Below are 16,834 nucleotides of genomic sequence, written 5' to 3'. Positions count from 1 at the left end.
TCGTTTAGCGTTTTCAAAGTGATAAGAAGAACTAAACGTAAAAGGGTCTATTCAGAATGATCTCACTAGAGCAGGCGAAGTCACTCGTTCAAATGCTAGAAAACGGGGAACAAGACCAAGCCAATATGCTTGTTGCCTCGATCTACGAAGGTGCCGATAACCCAATGCTGCAAGAAATTGGAGCGTTAACTCGAGACCTTCACGAATCACTCAAGCAGTTCAGTCTCGATCAGCGCATGACCGAAATTGCGAAAGACGAAATCCCTAACGCTAGGGATCGTCTCAATTATGTGATCGAGAAGACAGAGCTTGCAGCCAACAAAACAATGGATGCGGTCGACTGCTGCCTTCCTATCGCTGATAACCTGCATGATTGCCTTCTAAAAGTTCGTCCTCAATGGAATGAACTCATGCACGGGCGCATAGAATTAAGCGAATTTAAAGCACTGTGCCACCGAATTGACGGGCTATTAGTGCAAGTCGAAGGTGACAGCACTGAATTGCGCGGCCAATTGACCGAAATTCTCATGGCGCAAGACTTCCAAGACCTAACTGGCCAAATCATTCGCCGCGTAATTACGTTGGTTAATGAAGTTGAAGGCCGCTTAGTGGAAATCCTAACCGTATTCTCTGGAAATAAACTTGAAGAACACATTCAAGTTTTGTCAGAACCGGCAGATAAAAAGAATACACAAACAAGCGAAGCCGAAGGCCCGATTCTTCATCCAGAACTGAGAGAAGATGCGGTTTCATCGCAGGACGAAGTCGATGACTTGTTGTCCAGTCTTGGATTTTAAAGGTAACGTATGAGCTACGATTTAGACGAAGATATTCTTCAGGACTTTCTCATTGAGGCTGGGGAAATTCTCGAGCTGCTTTCTGAGCAGTTGGTTGAATTGGAAAATAACCCAGAAGACAAAGACTTACTTAATGCTATTTTCCGCGGGTTTCATACCGTAAAAGGCGGTGCCGGCTTCCTTTCATTGGCAGAGCTAGTCGATACTTGTCATGGTGCGGAGAACGTGTTCGACGTTTTACGAAACGGTCAACGCACGGTAACGCAAAACTTAATGGATACGATGCTAAAAGCCTTGGATACGGTTAATACCCAGTTCCAGGCTGTTCAAGATCGTGAGCCGTTAGAAGCTGCGGACCCTGAGCTTCTTGAAGAACTTCATCGTCTATGCAAACCTGAGTCAGAAGATGAAGTAGCGGCAACCGTAGTTGAAGAACCAGTGGCTACTCCAGAGCCTATTATTCCCGAGCCTATCATCGAAGAACCTGCTGCGCCGTCAGCACCATCAAGTGTCGGCTCTGTTGATGAAATTACCCAAGACGAATTCGAAAAGCTACTTGATGAGCTTCATGGTAAAGGTTCAGCGCCAGGCACCTCAATGTCTGCGACACCTACAACGCCATCTGAACCGCCTCAATCGAGTGCACCATCAGTTGAAAGTGGTGATATCACTGATGATGAGTTTGAACGTTTACTCGATGAACTGCACGGTGTAGGAAAAAGCCCTTCTACGGCAGAGGCTGCTGCATCTGCATCCGTACCAGTAGAGCCACCTAAAGCGGCAGAGCCTTCCGCTCCAGTGGCATCTTCATCAAATCAAGACAGTGACTTAATGACGGACGAAGAGTTCGAAAAGTTACTCGATGAGCTACATGGTTCAGGTAAAGGTCCAACGCTAGAAGAATTGGATATGGCAACGAAGCCAGCGTCAGCAAACGTAGAGCAAAGCCCTGCGAAACCTGAGCCTGTTGCTAAGCCAGCACCCGTTCAAGCAGCGCCAGCACCAAAACCAGAATCTAAACCAGTCGCGGTAAAAGAAGAAGCCAAAGCACCAGCGGTTAAAAAACCTCAGGCTGAAGCAACCGTTCGTGTTGATACCTCGACACTTGATACCATCATGAACATGGTGGGTGAGCTCGTATTGGTTCGAAACCGCCTATTAAGCCTTGGTTTGAATAGCGACAACGAAGAGATGTCCAAAGCGGTCGCTAACCTTGACGTGGTAACTGCGGATCTACAAGGCGCGGTAATGAAAACGCGTATGCAGCCAATTAAGAAAGTGTTTGGCCGCTTCCCACGCGTTGTTCGTGACTTGGCTCGTAACCTAAATAAAGACATCGTGCTAGAAATGCGCGGTGAAGAAACCGATCTCGATAAGAACCTTGTAGAAGCATTGGCCGATCCGTTGATTCACTTGGTACGTAACTCGGTTGATCACGGTATTGAAATGCCAGACGCACGCGCGAAGGCCGGCAAATCACGCACAGGTAAAGTGATTTTGTCAGCATCGCAAGAAGGGGACCATATTGAACTATCCATCGTAGATGATGGTGGCGGTATGGACCCGAACAAACTGCGTGGCATCGCGGTGAAGCGTGGCATGATGGATGAAGATGCGGCGGCACGTTTAACAGATAAAGAGTGCTTCAACCTTATCTTCGCACCTGGTTTCTCAAGTAAAGATAAAATTTCTGACATCTCTGGTCGTGGTGTGGGTATGGACGTGGTTAAGACGGCGATCAATACCTTAAACGGTTCAATCGATATCGATTCTGAGCTAGGCAAGGGCACTAAGATTACGATCAAAGTACCACTAACGTTAGCGATTTTACCGACTCTGATGGTTGGTGTTGGCGGTCATCCTTTTGCTCTACCACTGGCTTCGGTGAGTGAAATTTTCCACTTGGATCTTAGTCGTACAAACGTGGTAGATGGTCAGCTGACGATTATTGTGCGTGAGAAATCTATCCCACTATTTTACTTACAAAACTGGTTGGCATCCAAATCGCAAAACGTCCAAGAGCGTACTGGTCACGGTCACGTGGTGATTGTACAGATTGGTAACCAGCGCGTTGGTTTTGTTGTGGATACGCTTATTGGTCAAGAAGAAGTGGTTATTAAGCCACTCGATAATCTATTACAGGGCACTCCAGGTATGGCTGGTGCGACAATTACTAGCGATGGCCATATTGCATTAATTCTAGATGTGCCTGATTTACTTAAGCGATATGCTGCGGCTTCACGCCTTTAAGCAAAGCTGACGTTATTAAAAGGAATAAGATGGCGATTAAAGTACTAGTCGTTGATGATTCGAGTTTTTTCCGACGTCGCGTGAGCGAAATCATCAACTCAGAATCGCGCCTAGAAGTGATTGACGTTGCGGTAAATGGTAGAGAGGCGGTTGAGAAAGCCAAATCTCTCAAACCTGACGTCATCACGATGGATATTGAAATGCCAGTGATGGATGGCATTACAGCTGTACGTGAAATAATGGCCGCTGCTCCAACGCCAATTCTAATGTTTTCGTCCCTGACCCACGACGGGGCGAAAGCTACGCTTGATGCGCTAGATGCGGGCGCATTGGACTTCTTACCGAAAAAGTTTGAGGACATTGCGCGTAACCGTGAAGAAGCGGTGTCATTACTTCAACAGCGTGTGATTCAGATTGCCTCGAAGCGCGCTTTCATGCGTCGACCTATCGCTCGCCCAACAGCGAGTACCAGCACGACTACTCGACCATTAGGTTCAAGAACGGCTTCACCTGTGACTCCAACACCAACTCGACCTGCTGCGACAAAGTACCGTGCTTCTGGTAAGAAGTATCAACTGACGGCAATTGGAACATCAACAGGTGGCCCCGTTGCTCTACAAAAAATTCTGACGCGTTTGCCGATGAACTATCCGCATCCGATTGTATTGATTCAACACATGCCAGCAACGTTTACTGCTGCGTTTGCCAGTCGTTTGAACACCTTGTGTAAGATTCAAGTGAAAGAAGCACAAGATGGCGATGTGTTACAGCCCGGTGTGGCATACCTTGCACCAGGTGGGAAACAAATGATGGTGGATGGACGAGCGGGCGCTGCTCGTCTTCGCATTATTGATGGCGGCGACCGCATGAACTACAAACCATGTGTGGATGTGACTTTTGGTTCTGCCGCAAAAGTATATGGCGACAAAGTGCTCTCTTTAGTGTTGACAGGCATGGGTGCAGACGGTCGTGAGGGCGCTCGCATGTTGAAGTCTTCAGGCTCAACAATTTGGGCACAAGATGAAGAAAGTTGTGTTGTTTATGGCATGCCCCAAGCGGTTGCTAAAGCAGGCATTTCTTCAGAAGATTTACCGCTTGACCGCATTGCTGAACGCATGTTGGTGGAAGTTGGCCTAGCTTAGGATTCATCATGATTGTTTGGAGTGTAGCTAACCAGAAAGGAGGCGTGGGTAAAACCACCTCAACAGTGACATTGGCGGGCTTATTGAGCCAGAAAGGCCATCGAGTATTGATGGTTGATACTGATCCTCACGCCTCACTGACTACTTATCTCGGTTATGATCCTGATGCAGTAACTTCGAGCCTATTTGATTTATTCCAGTTGAAGACGTTTTCTCGTGAGACGGTTAAGCCGTTGATTTTAGAAACAGAGCTGGAAGGAATGGATATCATTCCCGCGCATATGTCCCTTGCCACGCTTGATCGCGTAATGGGTAATCGCAGTGGTATGGGATTAATCTTAAAACGGGCGCTGCAAACTGTCTCACAAGACTATGACTATGTGTTGATTGACTGTCCGCCAATCCTTGGCGTGATGATGGTGAACGCGTTGGCAGCCAGTGACCGAATTTTGATTCCTGTTCAAACAGAGTTTTTGGCGATGAAAGGTCTAGAGCGCATGATGCGTACGCTAACCATTATGCAAAAATCTCGCCCGGGCGGTTTCAAAGTGACTATCGTCCCAACCATGTACGATAAGCGCACGAAAGCGTCATTGCAGACATTGATGCAACTGAAAAAAGATTACCCAAATCAAGTGTGGACCTCAGCGGTGCCTATTGATACCAAGTTCCGCGATGCCAGTTTAAAGCACTTGCCAGCGTCGCATTTTGCATCTGGTAGTCGTGGTGTGTTTGCCTATAAACAGCTACTGATTTATCTGGAGAGGTTGGCGTTCGATGAGCAGTAATGATGTGCTGTCCAGTGAACAAGCACTTGATGACTACTTTAATGCATTACTGGATGATGAAACTGAAATAACGACTCTTGAGGAAGACCTTGACCTATTGGCTCAAGAGGTATCATCTGCAGAGCCAGAGCCAGAGCCAGAGCCAGAGCCAGAGCCAGAGCCAGAATTGCAGCTACAATACTCGGAGCCAGAAACGTACCAGTTTCAAGAAACATATCCGCCAGAGTTGGAAGCTCCAAACCTGGAAGATGTTCAAAGGCTATTAAGTCAGCTTGAAGCAAGCAACCCAGTGGCTGAGTTGGATATTGATAGTATTCTTGAACAAAATACGATTGATATTGCAGCAGAGATAAAAGCGGCTGAGCCTGAGGTACAAACCTTTAGTGAGGTGCCTGAGCTTCAGGGTGTTGAGGAAATACAGGACTGGGTGATTGATGAGCCAGTTTTTGAGGAAGCTCAACCAGAGGTGGATGAACCTCACGCAGTGATCGAACAAAGTATCAATATAGAATCGAACGTCGATACTGAACTCGAAACACAAGCAGATTCCGATATACCAACGGTCTGGGAAAGCACGAAGCGAAGTGAGGACTTCCAAGTTCTTTACTTTGATGTGAATGGTGTCACGTTTGCTGTACCTCTTGATGAGTTAGGTGGTATTCATCGCATTAGCGAGCTTAACCATTTGATAGGAAAACCCGCCTGGTATTTGGGGCTACAAACAAATCGCGAGCAACAGTTTGATGTCGTCGATACCGCGAAATGGGTGATGGCAGATAAGCTTCGTGATGATAGCTATAAAGATAACTACCAATATGTCGTCATGCTTGGTGAGAGCATGTGGGGGTTGGCCAGTAATCAATTAATGGGGACTGAAACGCTTAATATCGACAAGGTTCGCTGGCGTGAGCAGGCGGGTAAACGCCCTTGGCTAGCGGGCATGGTAAAAGAAAAAATGTGTGCCTTAATTCATGTCCAGGCGCTCATTGACATGCTAAACGCCGGTTTAGATGTCAAATCACTGAATTAGATTTAAGTCGGGAACGACATTAACGAGGATTAACTATGTCTCAAGCTTTTGAAGTAGAAGTGAAGAAAGATGCATCGAATGACGAAGTTCTTCAGTGGGTGACGTTCCAGCTAGAAGAAGAAACGTACGGCATCAACGTAATGCAAGTTCGTGAAGTACTTCGTTATACTGAAATTGCCCCTGTTCCAGGTGCACCAGATTATGTACTTGGTATCATCAACCTACGCGGTAATGTAGTTACTGTTATCGATACACGTTCACGTTTTGGCCTGATGGAAGGCGAAGTCACCGACAACACTCGTATTATTGTGATCGAGTCAGAGCGTCAAGTGATTGGTATCTTAGTAGATAGCGTGGCAGAAGTCGTTTATCTGCGTTCTTCTGAAATTGATACGACGCCTTCTGTTGGTACCGACGAGAGTGCGAAGTTCATCCAGGGTGTGAGCAACCGTGACGGCAAGCTTCTTATCCTTGTGGATTTGAACAAGCTGCTAACAGATGACGAGTGGGACGAGATGGCTCACCTTTAATGGCTGAATGATGATGGCTGAAGAGACTCTTTTATCTGCTCCATTCCTTGCGGGTGGCGTCGCTTTTATTGTGTTAGTTTTGGTTGTTTTGCAACTGCGGATTCGCTCTGGGTTACAAAAGCAGTTAGACCAACAACGAGCTCAATCTCGACACGCAGATAAAGAAGTGCAAAAGTTGAGTAAGCAGTTACTCGAAGTGCGCTCGGTTGTCGTTGGTCTTGGACAAAAAGTGACGGAGCAACAAGACATTATTCAGCACTTAAACGAGAGAATTCGCGAACTCGAACACGCTGATACTGATGGTCGCTTGTACAGTCGCGCTTCTAAAATGGTACAGCTTGGCGCTGATATCAACGAGCTGATTGAAGAGTGCGAACTACCAAAAGCCGAAGCTGAGTTGATGCTTTCACTGCAGAAGAAACTGGCGGGGAAAGAGAAGATTCCACCATTAAGTGGTCAGCCATCAGATGATGCAGAATATCCAACGCGTGGACGTCGTCGACGCTAAAGGTTATCAAGCGATAAAAAAGAGGCGTTATTACGCCTCTTTTTTTGTTTTTAGCCGCTAATGCTCTTCTTCAATACAACCCTAGATAACCTTCAGTCGTTCTTGCTCTTAGCTCTGGCCTCTCAAATTCAAAATGAGCGCTTATAACTACTTATAGTTAATTTTATTAAAGTGTGATGATTAATTAACAAAAATACATGAACTTACATGTAACCTAGCCCTCTTATCCTGTTTTGTCATAACTAAGCTGTGCTAATATAGCGGCTCGTTCATTTTTTAGTTGAAGCTCTATGTTAGAAGTGTCTAACCTGACAGCAATCCGTGATGAAAGGGTTCTGTTTGAAAACCTGCAGTTTGAAATTAAGCCTGGTGAATTGGTCCAGATCGAAGGGCGTAATGGTACTGGTAAAACTACATTGCTACGGATTGTGACAGGGTTAGGTGATAGAGAAGAAGGTGTCATTAAATGGAAAGGCGAAGAGGTTGAAAAATCTCGTGATGTTTTCCATCAAGATCTGCTTTTCTTAGGACATCAAACAGGAGTGAAACGAGAGCTTACCGCATTAGAAAACTTACGTTTTTATCAATCTATTCAAAATAATCGCTCTTCAGACGAAGAAATCTTTATCGCTTTGACTCAAGTAGGATTAGCTGGTCGAGAAGATGTGCCTGTAGCACAACTTTCCGCAGGTCAGCAACGACGAGTCGCATTGGCAAGGTTATGGCTCAGTAAGCAAATTTTATGGATTTTAGATGAGCCGTTGACTGCCATTGATAAGCAAGGCGTCAAGGTGCTTGAATCTTTGTTCGCAAGTCATGCTGATAATGGCGGTATTGTTGTGTTGACGACGCATCAAGATATGTTTGCGGACAGCCCGAAACTTAGAAAAATAAAGCTGGGTGACTGATATGATTTCCTCGATGACCACCATCATTCGTCGTGAGCTCCTAATCGCATTTCGCCGTCAGGCAGACATTCTAAACCCGCTGTGGTTCTTTATTATTGTCATTACTCTCTTTCCTCTGAGTATTGGACCAGAACCTAATTTGTTAGCACGTATTGCAGCGGGCATCGTTTGGGTTGCCGCATTGCTGTCCGCCTTATTATCATTAGAGCGTCTATTTCGTGATGATTTTCAAGACGGTGCACTAGAACAAATGATGCTAATGCCGATTCCATTGCAACTTGTAGTGGTTTCAAAGGTCATAGCACATTGGTTGTTAACAGGGTTACCTCTGATTTTAATTAGCCCATTATTGGCGGTTTTACTTTCGCTCGACTTCAATACTTGGCTATCGGTTGTATTAACCTTGATGATCGGTACACCAACACTAAGTTTTATTGGCGCCATTGGTGTGGCGTTGACTGTTGGGTTGCAAAAGGGTGGCGTTCTTTTGAGTTTGCTTATTCTTCCGCTCTACATCCCAATTTTGATTTTCGCAACATCGGCAATTGATGCTGCCGCACTCGGTATGGCGTATAACGGTCAACTAGCGATTTTAGGTGCGATGCTAATGGGGGCGATGACATTAACGCCTTTTGCCATCAGTGCCGCATTGCGAGTTAGTGTTAACTAACTCAATAAAGTGCCAATGAAGCGGCGCTTGATCAAAGAATTATTATTAAAGCACTGCTACGGTCTCAACCCTTTAGACAGTGTCCCTGAAGTAAGAGTGAGAACAAAACATGTGGAAATGGCTACATCCTTATGCCAAGCCAGAAGCAGCTTATCGTTTGAGTGGTAAGTTTCTGCCTTGGTTTTCTGTATTGGCCCTCGTATGCTTATCGGTTGGTACGGTTTGGGGGCTTGCATTTGCGCCTTCAGATTACCAACAAGGTGACAGTTTCCGAATCATCTACATTCATGTCCCATCAGCTATTTGGTCTATGGGCGTTTATATGTCGATGGCGATCGCTGCATTTATTGGCCTAGTATGGCAAGTTCGCCTATCTGATATGGCGGCACTTGCGATGGCTCCGATTGGTGCAGTATTTACTTTTATTGCTCTACTTACAGGTGCTGTTTGGGGCAAGCCTATGTGGGGCACTTGGTGGGTATGGGATGCCCGTCTTACATCTGAATTGATTCTTCTATTTCTCTACCTTGGTGTGATTGCGCTTTACCATGCGTTTGACGATCAAAAAACCGCTGCAAAAGCCGCTGGTATCTTAGCGATCGTAGGCGTAGTAAACCTACCTATCATTCACTTTTCCGTGGAATGGTGGAACACGCTTCATCAAGGTGCGACGATCACGAAATTTGAACAACCTTCTATTTCATCCGACATGCTTTGGCCGTTATTGCTGAACATCTTTGGCTTTGCGTTCTTCTTTGGTGCCGTGACGATGGTCCGTTTCCGTAACGAAATCATCAGTAAAGAAAGTCACCGCCCTTGGGTGCGCAAACTCGCAACAGAACAAACTCAGTGAGGTAACTGATTATGCATTTTGAATCTCTGAGCGACTTTTTTGCCATGGGTGGCTATGCATCATACGTATGGAGTGCGTTTGGTATTACTTTCTTATCCATGCTGATTCTTCTGATCACTAGCCTTCGCCGCGGTGATGCATTATTGAAAGAAGTGAAAGCAAAAATTGACCGTCAAGCTCGTATCGACGCAGCGAAGAACATGGAGAACACCTTATGAACCCGAGACGTAAAAAGAGGCTAGGTATTGTACTAGCGATCTTTATCGGTATTAGTGCCACCATTGGTTTGATACTTTATGCGCTTAACCAAAATATGGACCTTTTCTACACTCCAACGGAATTGGTTAATGGTAAGCCAGATGGCACCAAGCCAGAAGTAGGCCAGCGTCTGCGTATCGGTGGAATGGTGGTTGTGGGCTCAGTTCGTCGAGATCCTAATTCTTTGAAAGTGAGTTTTGACCTGCACGATGTCGGTCCGAAAGTGACGATTACCTATGACGGTATTCTTCCTGACTTGTTCCGTGAAGGGCAGGGTATTGTTGCTCAAGGTGTACTGAAAGATGCCACAACAGTTGAGGCATTTGAGGTCCTAGCGAAGCACGATGAAGAATACATGCCACCAGAAATTGCAGAAGCGATGAAGAAAACGCATGAACCGCTTCAATACAGCACCGAACAGAAACAAGGAAGCGGCCAATGATTGCTGAAATCGGTCACTTTGCTCTCATTCTTTCGCTTGCAATGGCAGTGCTGTTGAGCGTATTGCCATTGTGGGGAGCATCGAATAATAACACCATGCTCATGAACACAGCGCGACCGCTATCTTGGTCTATGTTCCTGATGCTGTTGTTCTCTTTCGCCATTTTATGTTGGGGATTTTATACCAACGACTTCACGTTACAGTATGTAGCGAGCAACTCGAATAGTCAGCTTCCTTGGTACTACCGTTTAACCGCAGTATGGGGTGCGCACGAAGGTTCACTGTTGCTATGGGTTTTAATCCAAGCTGCTTGGACTGTCGCTGTAGCGACGTTTAGTCGTGGTATGCCGCAAGAGTCGGTTGCACGTGTACTTGCTGTTATGGGCATGATCTCAGTGGGTTTCCTACTGTTTATCATCCTAACGTCGAACCCATTCCTACGTACGTTACCGTTCTTCCCGGTTGACGGACGTGACTTGAACCCTCTGCTTCAAGACCCTGGTTTGATTGTTCACCCGCCAATGCTTTACATGGGCTATGTTGGTTTCTCGGTTGCATTCTCTTTTGCGATCGCATCCCTAATGACCGGACGCCTTGATACGGCTTGGGCTCGTTGGTCTCGTCCTTGGACAACCGCTGCATGGGTATTTTTAACACTTGGTATCGCACTGGGTTCTTGGTGGGCTTACTACGAACTTGGCTGGGGTGGCTGGTGGTTCTGGGACCCAGTAGAAAACGCATCATTCATGCCTTGGTTAGCGGGTACCGCATTAATGCACTCTCTTGCCGTGACAGAAAAACGCGGCACATTTAAAGCGTGGACGGTACTATTGGCAATCTCTGCATTTTCGTTGAGTTTGTTGGGCACCTTCTTAGTCCGTTCCGGTATTTTAGTATCGGTGCACGCGTTCGCGTCTGACCCGTCGCGCGGTATGTTTATTCTAGGCTTCCTCGTTTTCGTTATCGGTGGCTCTTTATTGCTGTTTGCCGTAAAAGGGGCAGCAGTGCGTGTACGAGGTAACTTCGACTTAGTCTCACGTGAAAATGCGCTCTTAGCCAACAACGTATTACTTATCGCCGCTCTTGTTGTGGTGTTAGTGGGGACACTGTTGCCGCTCGTACACAAGCAGCTTGGTTTGGGGTCGGTCTCTATCGGTGCGCCATTCTTTGACATGCTATTTGCGTGGTTAATGATGCCATTTGCTTTTCTGCTTGGTATTGGTCCTCTTATTCGCTGGAAGCGAGACAGTTTATCTAAACTTGTGAAACCAATGCTCGTTTCAGGTGTGCTTGCTTTCGCTTTGGCCGCGCTATGCGTGTACCTGTTTGCCAATTTCTTCTCAACCATGGCTTACATTGGTTGGGTGATGGCGATTTGGATTATTGCGATGCATGGCTTTGAATTGTACGAGCGAGCAACGCACCGTCATAGCTTTAGTGAAGGTGTTCGCAAGCTGCAACGTAGCCACTGGGCAATGATGTTGGGTCATGTTGGTCTGGCGGTATCTGTTATCGGTATTGCGATGGTACAGAACTACAGCATCGAGCGAGATGTACGTTTAGCACCTGGCGAACACTTCCAAATTCAAGGTTATGATTTCTACTTCTCAGGCTTGCGTGATAAAGATGGTCCAAACTACGATGGCTACATCGCAGACTTTGAGATCACACACAATGGCAAATACGTGAATACGCTTCACGCAGAGAAGCGCTTCTACCGTACGGCTAAGTCTATGATGACTGAAGCAGCCATTGACCGTGGTATTAGCCGCGACCTATACATTGCAATGGGTGAACGTTTAGACGACAACCGATCTTGGGCTGTTCGTATTTACTATAAACCGTTCGTTCGTTGGATTTGGGCTGGCTCTTTGATTATGGCATTAGGCGGCGCACTAGCGATTTCTGATAAACGCTACCGCTTCCGTAAATCGCCGAAGAAAAACGCGAAGTCAAAAGAGCAGGAGGCATAACATGAATAAGAAAATCTTATTTATTCCGCTTGTCGCTTTCATGATTCTAGCGGGCATTTTCGCAACCCAATTAATGCGTAACCAAGAGGGCGATGATCCAACTAAATTGGAGTCGGTTTTGGTTGGTAAGCCAGTTCCTGAATTTCATTTAGAAGATCTGGCTGAGCCTGGAAAACAGTACGACCAATCAATTTTTAAAGGTGAACCGTTGCTCTTGAACGTTTGGGCAACGTGGTGCCCAACGTGTTATGCAGAGCATAAATACCTAAACGAATTGGCGGGTAAGGGCGTTAAGATCATCGGTATGAATTACAAAGATGATCGTAATAAAGCAATAGGTTGGCTGAATGATCTCGGCAACCCGTACTTGATCAGCCTATTTGATGGCAGTGGTATGCTTGGCCTTGACCTTGGTGTTTATGGTGCTCCAGAAACATTCATTATTGATGCAAATGGTGTGATTCGCTATCGCCATGTAGGGGATGTAAACCCACGTAATTGGTCAGAAACACTGGAGCCGCTTTACAACAAATTGGTTGAGGAGGCGAAGCAATGAGAAAGCTAATTCTTGCCGTTTTTGCTGCGATGACATTATCTCTTGCTGCTCATGCGGCCATTGAAGTGTACGAGTTTGATAATTTGGAACAAGAACAGCAGTTCAAAGAGTTAAGCCATACGCTCCGTTGCCCTAAATGTCAGAACAACACGATCTCGGATTCTAACGCTGAACTTGCTCAGGACTTACGCCATAAGGTGTACGAAATGACCAAAGAAGGTAAGTCCAAAGATGAGATTGTTGATTACATGATCGCCCGTTACGGTAACTTCGTGACTTACAACCCACCATTTACGGTCGCGACTGCGATTTTGTGGCTAGGGCCACTCGCTGTAGTACTGGGTGGTTTTGGTTTGATTGTACTGCGTAGCCGTAAATCTAAAGTTAAGGCAAAAGCGAGCAGTGACGAGCAATGGGATGAGCAAAAAGAAGCTCGTTTAAAAGCATTGCTTGAAGAAGAGAACAACGGAGATAAGAAGTAATGACACTATTTTGGATTTCCACCGTTGTTCTCACGCTTATTGCTTGTGCGCTGGTGGCTTTGCCGCTGCTTAAACAAAAAGCGAACAATGATGATGTGTTACGCGATGAGCTTAACAAGGCATTTTATAAAGACCGACTATCTGAGCTTGCAGAAGAAACTGACGAAGGTCTAGTTGAAAGTGAAGACGAACTGATTTCTGATCTAAAGCAATCACTGCTTGACGATATCCCTGGTGATAAAGCGCAAAAAGAAACTAAGGTTTCTCCAATCGCGGTTTTAGTTCCATCGGTAATTCTGACGGTGGTGCTGAGCTATGGTTTGTATTATAAATTTGGCGCGTCAGACGATATTGTTCAATGGCAAGAAGTGTCTGCAAATCTACCTGAGTTATCGAAAAAGCTGATGTCGGCTTCTTCTGAGCCGCTGAGTGACGATGAAATGGCGGATTTGACCCTTGCCCTTCGAACTCGCTTACATTACCAGCCGGAAGACTCGACAGGTTGGTTACTGCTAGGTCGTATTGCGTTAGCAAATCGTGATGTCACCACAGCTATCGATGCGATGGAAAAATCGTACCGCCTAGAGCCCAAAGACCCAGATGTGATGTTGGGTTATGCACAAGCTCTGATGCTGTCTCAAGAGGAAATGGATCAAGCGACGGCTCGCTCATTACTCGGCAAGCTGATGCAGCAAGACTATGTCGATCTGCGTGTGTTTTCTTTGTTAGCGTTCGATGCGTTTGAGCGTCAAGACTTCCCGGCAGCCATCAAGTACTGGGGAATCATGCAGCAAATGATTGGTCCAGAAGATAGTCGCTACGAGATGTTGTCACGCAGTATTGAGAGTGCTCGTAAGCAAATGGGCGAAGCGGTTTCACCGGATAAGAGTGTAGCTGTGACAATTAATGTGGCACCAAATGCTCAGTTGGATCCAAACGCAGTTCTGATTGTGTCAGTACATCGTTCAGATGGCTCCCCAATGCCTGTGGCTGCTGCTCGTTATCCGCTAGGTACTTTCCCTCGCACAGTCGTATTAGATGATGGCAATGCCATGATGCAAGGGCAAAAGTTATCTACACTCGATAAGCTCATCGTCCGTGTGCGTGTAGATTCTGACGGTAACGTAGCAACGCGTGATCAAGATTGGCACGGAGAAAGTGACGTCGTTGAATTTGGCGCACCAGTAGAAGTGACCATTGATCAGCAGTATTAATTGTTAACATCTGTCTCTGAAACATGACAACGAGGTAGAGTCAGTTGCCTTTAGTGGTATGACTCTAAACGATCGAGTAGAATACCGAAGGCCAGCGATTGCTGGCCTTTATTTATTCCCATATCTGAGTCATCTTTACTATGTATCCTGCTCAACATACGTACAATGGTTAATCGGGGTGACTTAGGTACATTAATAGTCGTTATGGAAAATAAAATGTATAACAAGGGTAAATCTACCTTCTTGTTGCTGTTAGCCGTTGGACTGGTTGGCTGTTCAAGTGCGCCTGATGAAGCAGTAACAGGACAAGAAACAAATCAAACGACTTCTGATGTGTATGACCCGTTGGAAGGCTTTAACCGAACCATGTGGGAACTCAACTACGAATATTTAGATCCGTATTTGGTTCGTCCTGTATCACTTGCGTATGTAGAATACACGCCAGTTCCTATTCGTTCTGGTATCGCTAACTTCTTATCGAACTTAGATGAGCCAGCAAGCATGGTTAATAACTTAATCATGGGTAATGGTACGAAAGCTGTGGACCACTTTAACCGTTTTTGGATTAACTCGACGTTCGGTATTTTCGGTTTATTCGATATTGCAAGTGCCGCGGGTATTACGAAGTACGACGAGAAAGCGTTCAGTGATGCAGTAGGCCACTATGGTGTTGGAAATGGTCCTTACTTCATGGTTCCAGGTTATGGTCCGTATACCTTACGTGAAGTGACAGATACCGTAGATAGTACGTATTTACCCCTCTCTTATCTCAACTTCTGGGCGAGTTTGGGTAAGTGGGCGTTTGAAGGAATGGAGAAGCGTGCTTTATTAGTACCGCAAGAAGCGCAGCTAGACTCGTCGCCGGATCCATATATTCTAACTCGCGATGTTTATATACAGCGTCAAAACTTTAAAGCAGAAGTTGAAACGGTAGAAGAAGTTAACATCGAAGAAGAAGAGTATTTAGATGAATATCTAGAAGACTTTTAAGCGTTGTTCTTCATAATCGAGAAATGAAAAAAGGCTTAGCTGATACTAAGCCTTTTTTGTATTTTGCAGCTTGGTTAGAAACGGTAGTTTGCTTGAACACCGATTAGCCAAACATTACCCGTAGTTTCGCCTACGAATTGGCCGCCGACTTGTTCTGCAGTGTCGTCTGACTTGTAACCACGAGACTCAACGATTGGTGCGTCTTTCGCAAAAATATAGGTGAAGCCAGCGTCTAGGCTGAAGTCTTTCGTCCAATCGTACGTTGCGCCAATACTTAGCCAAGTGCGGTCAGTTTCTGGAATAGTAATCGTGCGGTTTTTGTCGCTTACCGCTGAAGTATCGTATGCAATACCAGTGCGTAGCGCTAGCTTAGGATCAAGCTGGTAAGTAGCACCAACAGCAAAGCGATAGTTGTCTTCCCAGTTTTCTACTTTAACCATATGCGTGCCAGCAGTATTTAGACGTGCTTCCAATTTCTCGAAAGAGCTCCAATCCGTCCAGTTAACGCTTGCGTGTAACGCAAGTTGGTCTGTTACTTGGTGGAAGCTTGCCAATTCAGCCGTTGCAGGCAGGTTTAGATACATGTAGCCGTTGTCGCGTTCAGAAGTACCGAAGCCAAAACCAAGACCTTCAGCATGGCCTTCAAGCTTTAGTTCAACTTCAGATTTGTACGCGAAGCCGATACGGTTATTTTCATTGATCTGCCATGCTGTACCAACTTGCCAGCCCCAAGCGGTATCGTCACCTTCCATGTATTTTAGAGCAGTACCTTGAGGAACACTGATTGGTTGATTAGTTTCAGGATTTAACCCTACAACGTTATTCTTAGGAGCTGCTGCGCCAAAGCTGCCTTCGCCGATGATGTAACGGATACCACCACCAACGCTGATTGATTCATTGACTTTGTAAGCTGCGTTCAAGTTCGCTTCCATTGTCGTTACGCTTGCTTCGTTACCGAAGTGCGAGGCACCAAAGCCTTTACCTAAATCGGTTTCCATGCCGTAGTTGGTGCCAAATGCCAAACCAATCGCGAATTTCTCATTATATTGGTGTGATAGGTAGAAGTTTGGAATGATTGCATCATGTGCGAAGTCATCTGAAGATGCAGAAGAAGTGCTACCGTGGAAGTTTACATCACCTTCAATATCAATATTTGGGTTCACATAGATTGCACCAACGGACACTTGAGTGCCTTCCAAATAAGTTAGCATTGCTGGGTTACGCCATTGTGCACTTGCGTTGTCAGCCATTGCAGCTTCACCAGCATATGCTCGACCTAGGCCTGTTGCAGAATATTCAGCAAGTTGGAAACCTGCTGCGTTAGCCATGCCCGTTGCGCCAAGTAGGCTTAATGCCACTGCTGTTGATAGAAGAGTCTTGTTGGTTTTCATTCGAATGTTCGCTGATTTGTTTATAACGTGGGACAAAAGTTTAAAGGTAGAG

18 protein-coding genes are annotated in these 16,834 nt (G+C 45.9%); 17 read left to right on the top strand and 1 reads right to left on the bottom strand.

Going from position 1 to position 16,834, the window contains the following annotated elements:
* Positions 1–56 precede the first annotated feature (56 nt).
* The 17 genes from R7044_RS16365 to R7044_RS16285 all read left to right on the top strand — a co-directional run bounded on the left by R7044_RS16365 (position 57) and on the right by R7044_RS16285 (position 15,391).
* Positions 57–797: a protein phosphatase CheZ gene (locus R7044_RS16365; protein WP_005380502.1), complete on the top strand. Its 741-nt coding sequence runs from the start codon at positions 57–59 to the stop codon at positions 795–797.
* Positions 798–806: 9 nt separating this feature from the next.
* Positions 807–3,047, top strand: coding sequence for a chemotaxis protein CheA (locus R7044_RS16360; protein WP_005384459.1), 2,241 nt, complete (start codon positions 807–809; stop codon positions 3,045–3,047).
* A 29-nt stretch (positions 3,048–3,076) separates the two neighbouring features.
* Positions 3,077–4,189: a protein-glutamate methylesterase/protein-glutamine glutaminase gene (locus R7044_RS16355; protein ID WP_005384458.1), complete on the top strand. Its 1,113-nt coding sequence runs from the start codon at positions 3,077–3,079 to the stop codon at positions 4,187–4,189.
* An 8-nt stretch (positions 4,190–4,197) separates the two neighbouring features.
* Entirely contained in the window at positions 4,198–4,977 is a 780-nt protein-coding gene (locus tag R7044_RS16350) for a ParA family protein (RefSeq protein WP_005380505.1), read from the top strand.
* The gene (locus tag R7044_RS16345) at positions 4,967–6,007 is read left to right on the top strand and encodes a chemotaxis protein CheW (RefSeq protein WP_182016282.1); all 1,041 of its coding nucleotides are present in this window, start codon (positions 4,967–4,969) and stop codon (positions 6,005–6,007) included. Before R7044_RS16350 ends, R7044_RS16345 begins: the two co-directional genes overlap by 11 nt.
* A gap of 35 nt (positions 6,008–6,042) precedes the next feature.
* Positions 6,043–6,537, top strand: coding sequence for a chemotaxis protein CheW (locus R7044_RS16340; protein WP_005380507.1), 495 nt, complete (start codon positions 6,043–6,045; stop codon positions 6,535–6,537).
* A gap of 13 nt (positions 6,538–6,550) precedes the next feature.
* On the top strand, positions 6,551–7,045 hold the full coding sequence (locus R7044_RS16335) for a DUF2802 domain-containing protein (protein ID WP_031777229.1): 495 nt from the start codon (positions 6,551–6,553) through the stop codon (positions 7,043–7,045).
* A 290-nt stretch (positions 7,046–7,335) separates the two neighbouring features.
* Entirely contained in the window at positions 7,336–7,953 is a 618-nt protein-coding gene (gene ccmA / locus R7044_RS16330; RefSeq protein WP_005380511.1) for a cytochrome c biogenesis heme-transporting ATPase CcmA, read from the top strand.
* A gap of 1 nt (position 7,954) precedes the next feature.
* On the top strand, positions 7,955–8,623 hold the full coding sequence (gene ccmB / locus R7044_RS16325; RefSeq protein WP_005380512.1) for a heme exporter protein CcmB: 669 nt from the start codon (positions 7,955–7,957) through the stop codon (positions 8,621–8,623).
* A 109-nt stretch (positions 8,624–8,732) separates the two neighbouring features.
* Positions 8,733–9,476, top strand: a complete 744-nt coding sequence (locus R7044_RS16320; RefSeq protein ID WP_005380513.1) for a heme ABC transporter permease — start codon at positions 8,733–8,735, stop codon at positions 9,474–9,476.
* Positions 9,477–9,487: 11 nt separating this feature from the next.
* Positions 9,488–9,694, top strand: coding sequence for a heme exporter protein CcmD (ccmD, locus tag R7044_RS16315; RefSeq protein ID WP_005380515.1), 207 nt, complete (start codon positions 9,488–9,490; stop codon positions 9,692–9,694).
* Complete coding sequence (ccmE, locus tag R7044_RS16310) at positions 9,691–10,176, top strand: cytochrome c maturation protein CcmE (protein ID WP_005380516.1); 486 nt, start codon at positions 9,691–9,693, stop codon at positions 10,174–10,176. The genes ccmD and ccmE overlap by 4 nt, the downstream gene beginning before the upstream one ends.
* A complete protein-coding gene (locus tag R7044_RS16305; RefSeq protein ID WP_225455686.1) occupies positions 10,173–12,149 on the top strand; it encodes a heme lyase CcmF/NrfE family subunit in 1,977 nt (658 codons plus the stop codon). Before ccmE ends, R7044_RS16305 begins: the two co-directional genes overlap by 4 nt.
* Position 12,150: 1 nt before the next feature.
* Positions 12,151–12,705 (top strand): DsbE family thiol:disulfide interchange protein, encoded by a 555-nt coding sequence (locus R7044_RS16300; RefSeq protein ID WP_005380518.1) that lies wholly within the window; start codon positions 12,151–12,153, stop codon positions 12,703–12,705.
* Positions 12,702–13,187, top strand: a complete 486-nt coding sequence (locus R7044_RS16295; protein WP_005380519.1) for a cytochrome c-type biogenesis protein — start codon at positions 12,702–12,704, stop codon at positions 13,185–13,187. Before R7044_RS16300 ends, R7044_RS16295 begins: the two co-directional genes overlap by 4 nt.
* Positions 13,187–14,401, top strand: coding sequence for a c-type cytochrome biogenesis protein CcmI (gene ccmI, locus R7044_RS16290; protein ID WP_054575506.1), 1,215 nt, complete (start codon positions 13,187–13,189; stop codon positions 14,399–14,401). The genes R7044_RS16295 and ccmI overlap by 1 nt, the downstream gene beginning before the upstream one ends.
* 216 nt (positions 14,402–14,617) lie before the next feature.
* Positions 14,618–15,391, top strand: a complete 774-nt coding sequence (locus tag R7044_RS16285) for a VacJ family lipoprotein (RefSeq protein ID WP_005380523.1) — start codon at positions 14,618–14,620, stop codon at positions 15,389–15,391.
* A gap of 74 nt (positions 15,392–15,465) precedes the next feature.
* On the opposite strand, the gene R7044_RS16280 is transcribed toward R7044_RS16285, so the two are convergent.
* Positions 15,466–16,782: an outer membrane protein transport protein gene (locus tag R7044_RS16280; RefSeq protein WP_054576273.1), complete on the bottom strand. Its 1,317-nt coding sequence runs from the start codon at positions 16,780–16,782 to the stop codon at positions 15,466–15,468.
* Positions 16,783–16,834: the final 52 nt, after the last annotated feature.

Source organism: Vibrio sp. 1402, assembly GCF_033340275.1.
This window is presented reverse-complemented; position numbering and strand designations above follow the sequence as displayed.

Excerpts from the sequence above, each read along its gene's own strand:
- ccmA (WP_005380511.1), top strand. The coding sequence starts at position 7,336 with ATGTTAGAAGTGTCTAACCTGACAGCAATCCGTGATGAAAGGGTTCTG.
- ccmE (WP_005380516.1), top strand. The coding sequence starts at position 9,691 with ATGAACCCGAGACGTAAAAAGAGGCTAGGTATTGTACTAGCGATCTTT.
- R7044_RS16340 (WP_005380507.1), top strand. The coding sequence starts at position 6,043 with ATGTCTCAAGCTTTTGAAGTAGAAGTGAAGAAAGATGCATCGAATGAC.
- R7044_RS16280 (WP_054576273.1), bottom strand. The coding sequence starts at position 16,782 with ATGAAAACCAACAAGACTCTTCTATCAACAGCAGTGGCATTAAGCCTA.
- R7044_RS16365 (WP_005380502.1), top strand. The coding sequence starts at position 57 with ATGATCTCACTAGAGCAGGCGAAGTCACTCGTTCAAATGCTAGAAAAC.
- ccmB (WP_005380512.1), top strand. The coding sequence starts at position 7,955 with ATGATTTCCTCGATGACCACCATCATTCGTCGTGAGCTCCTAATCGCA.
- R7044_RS16335 (WP_031777229.1), top strand. The coding sequence starts at position 6,551 with ATGGCTGAAGAGACTCTTTTATCTGCTCCATTCCTTGCGGGTGGCGTC.
- R7044_RS16360 (WP_005384459.1), top strand. The coding sequence starts at position 807 with ATGAGCTACGATTTAGACGAAGATATTCTTCAGGACTTTCTCATTGAG.
- R7044_RS16305 (WP_225455686.1), top strand. The coding sequence starts at position 10,173 with ATGATTGCTGAAATCGGTCACTTTGCTCTCATTCTTTCGCTTGCAATG.
- R7044_RS16295 (WP_005380519.1), top strand. The coding sequence starts at position 12,702 with ATGAGAAAGCTAATTCTTGCCGTTTTTGCTGCGATGACATTATCTCTT.
- R7044_RS16350 (WP_005380505.1), top strand. The coding sequence starts at position 4,198 with ATGATTGTTTGGAGTGTAGCTAACCAGAAAGGAGGCGTGGGTAAAACC.
- ccmD (WP_005380515.1), top strand. The coding sequence starts at position 9,488 with ATGCATTTTGAATCTCTGAGCGACTTTTTTGCCATGGGTGGCTATGCA.
- ccmI (WP_054575506.1), top strand. The coding sequence starts at position 13,187 with ATGACACTATTTTGGATTTCCACCGTTGTTCTCACGCTTATTGCTTGT.
- R7044_RS16300 (WP_005380518.1), top strand. The coding sequence starts at position 12,151 with ATGAATAAGAAAATCTTATTTATTCCGCTTGTCGCTTTCATGATTCTA.
- R7044_RS16285 (WP_005380523.1), top strand. The coding sequence starts at position 14,618 with ATGTATAACAAGGGTAAATCTACCTTCTTGTTGCTGTTAGCCGTTGGA.
- R7044_RS16345 (WP_182016282.1), top strand. The coding sequence starts at position 4,967 with ATGAGCAGTAATGATGTGCTGTCCAGTGAACAAGCACTTGATGACTAC.
- R7044_RS16355 (WP_005384458.1), top strand. The coding sequence starts at position 3,077 with ATGGCGATTAAAGTACTAGTCGTTGATGATTCGAGTTTTTTCCGACGT.
- R7044_RS16320 (WP_005380513.1), top strand. The coding sequence starts at position 8,733 with ATGTGGAAATGGCTACATCCTTATGCCAAGCCAGAAGCAGCTTATCGT.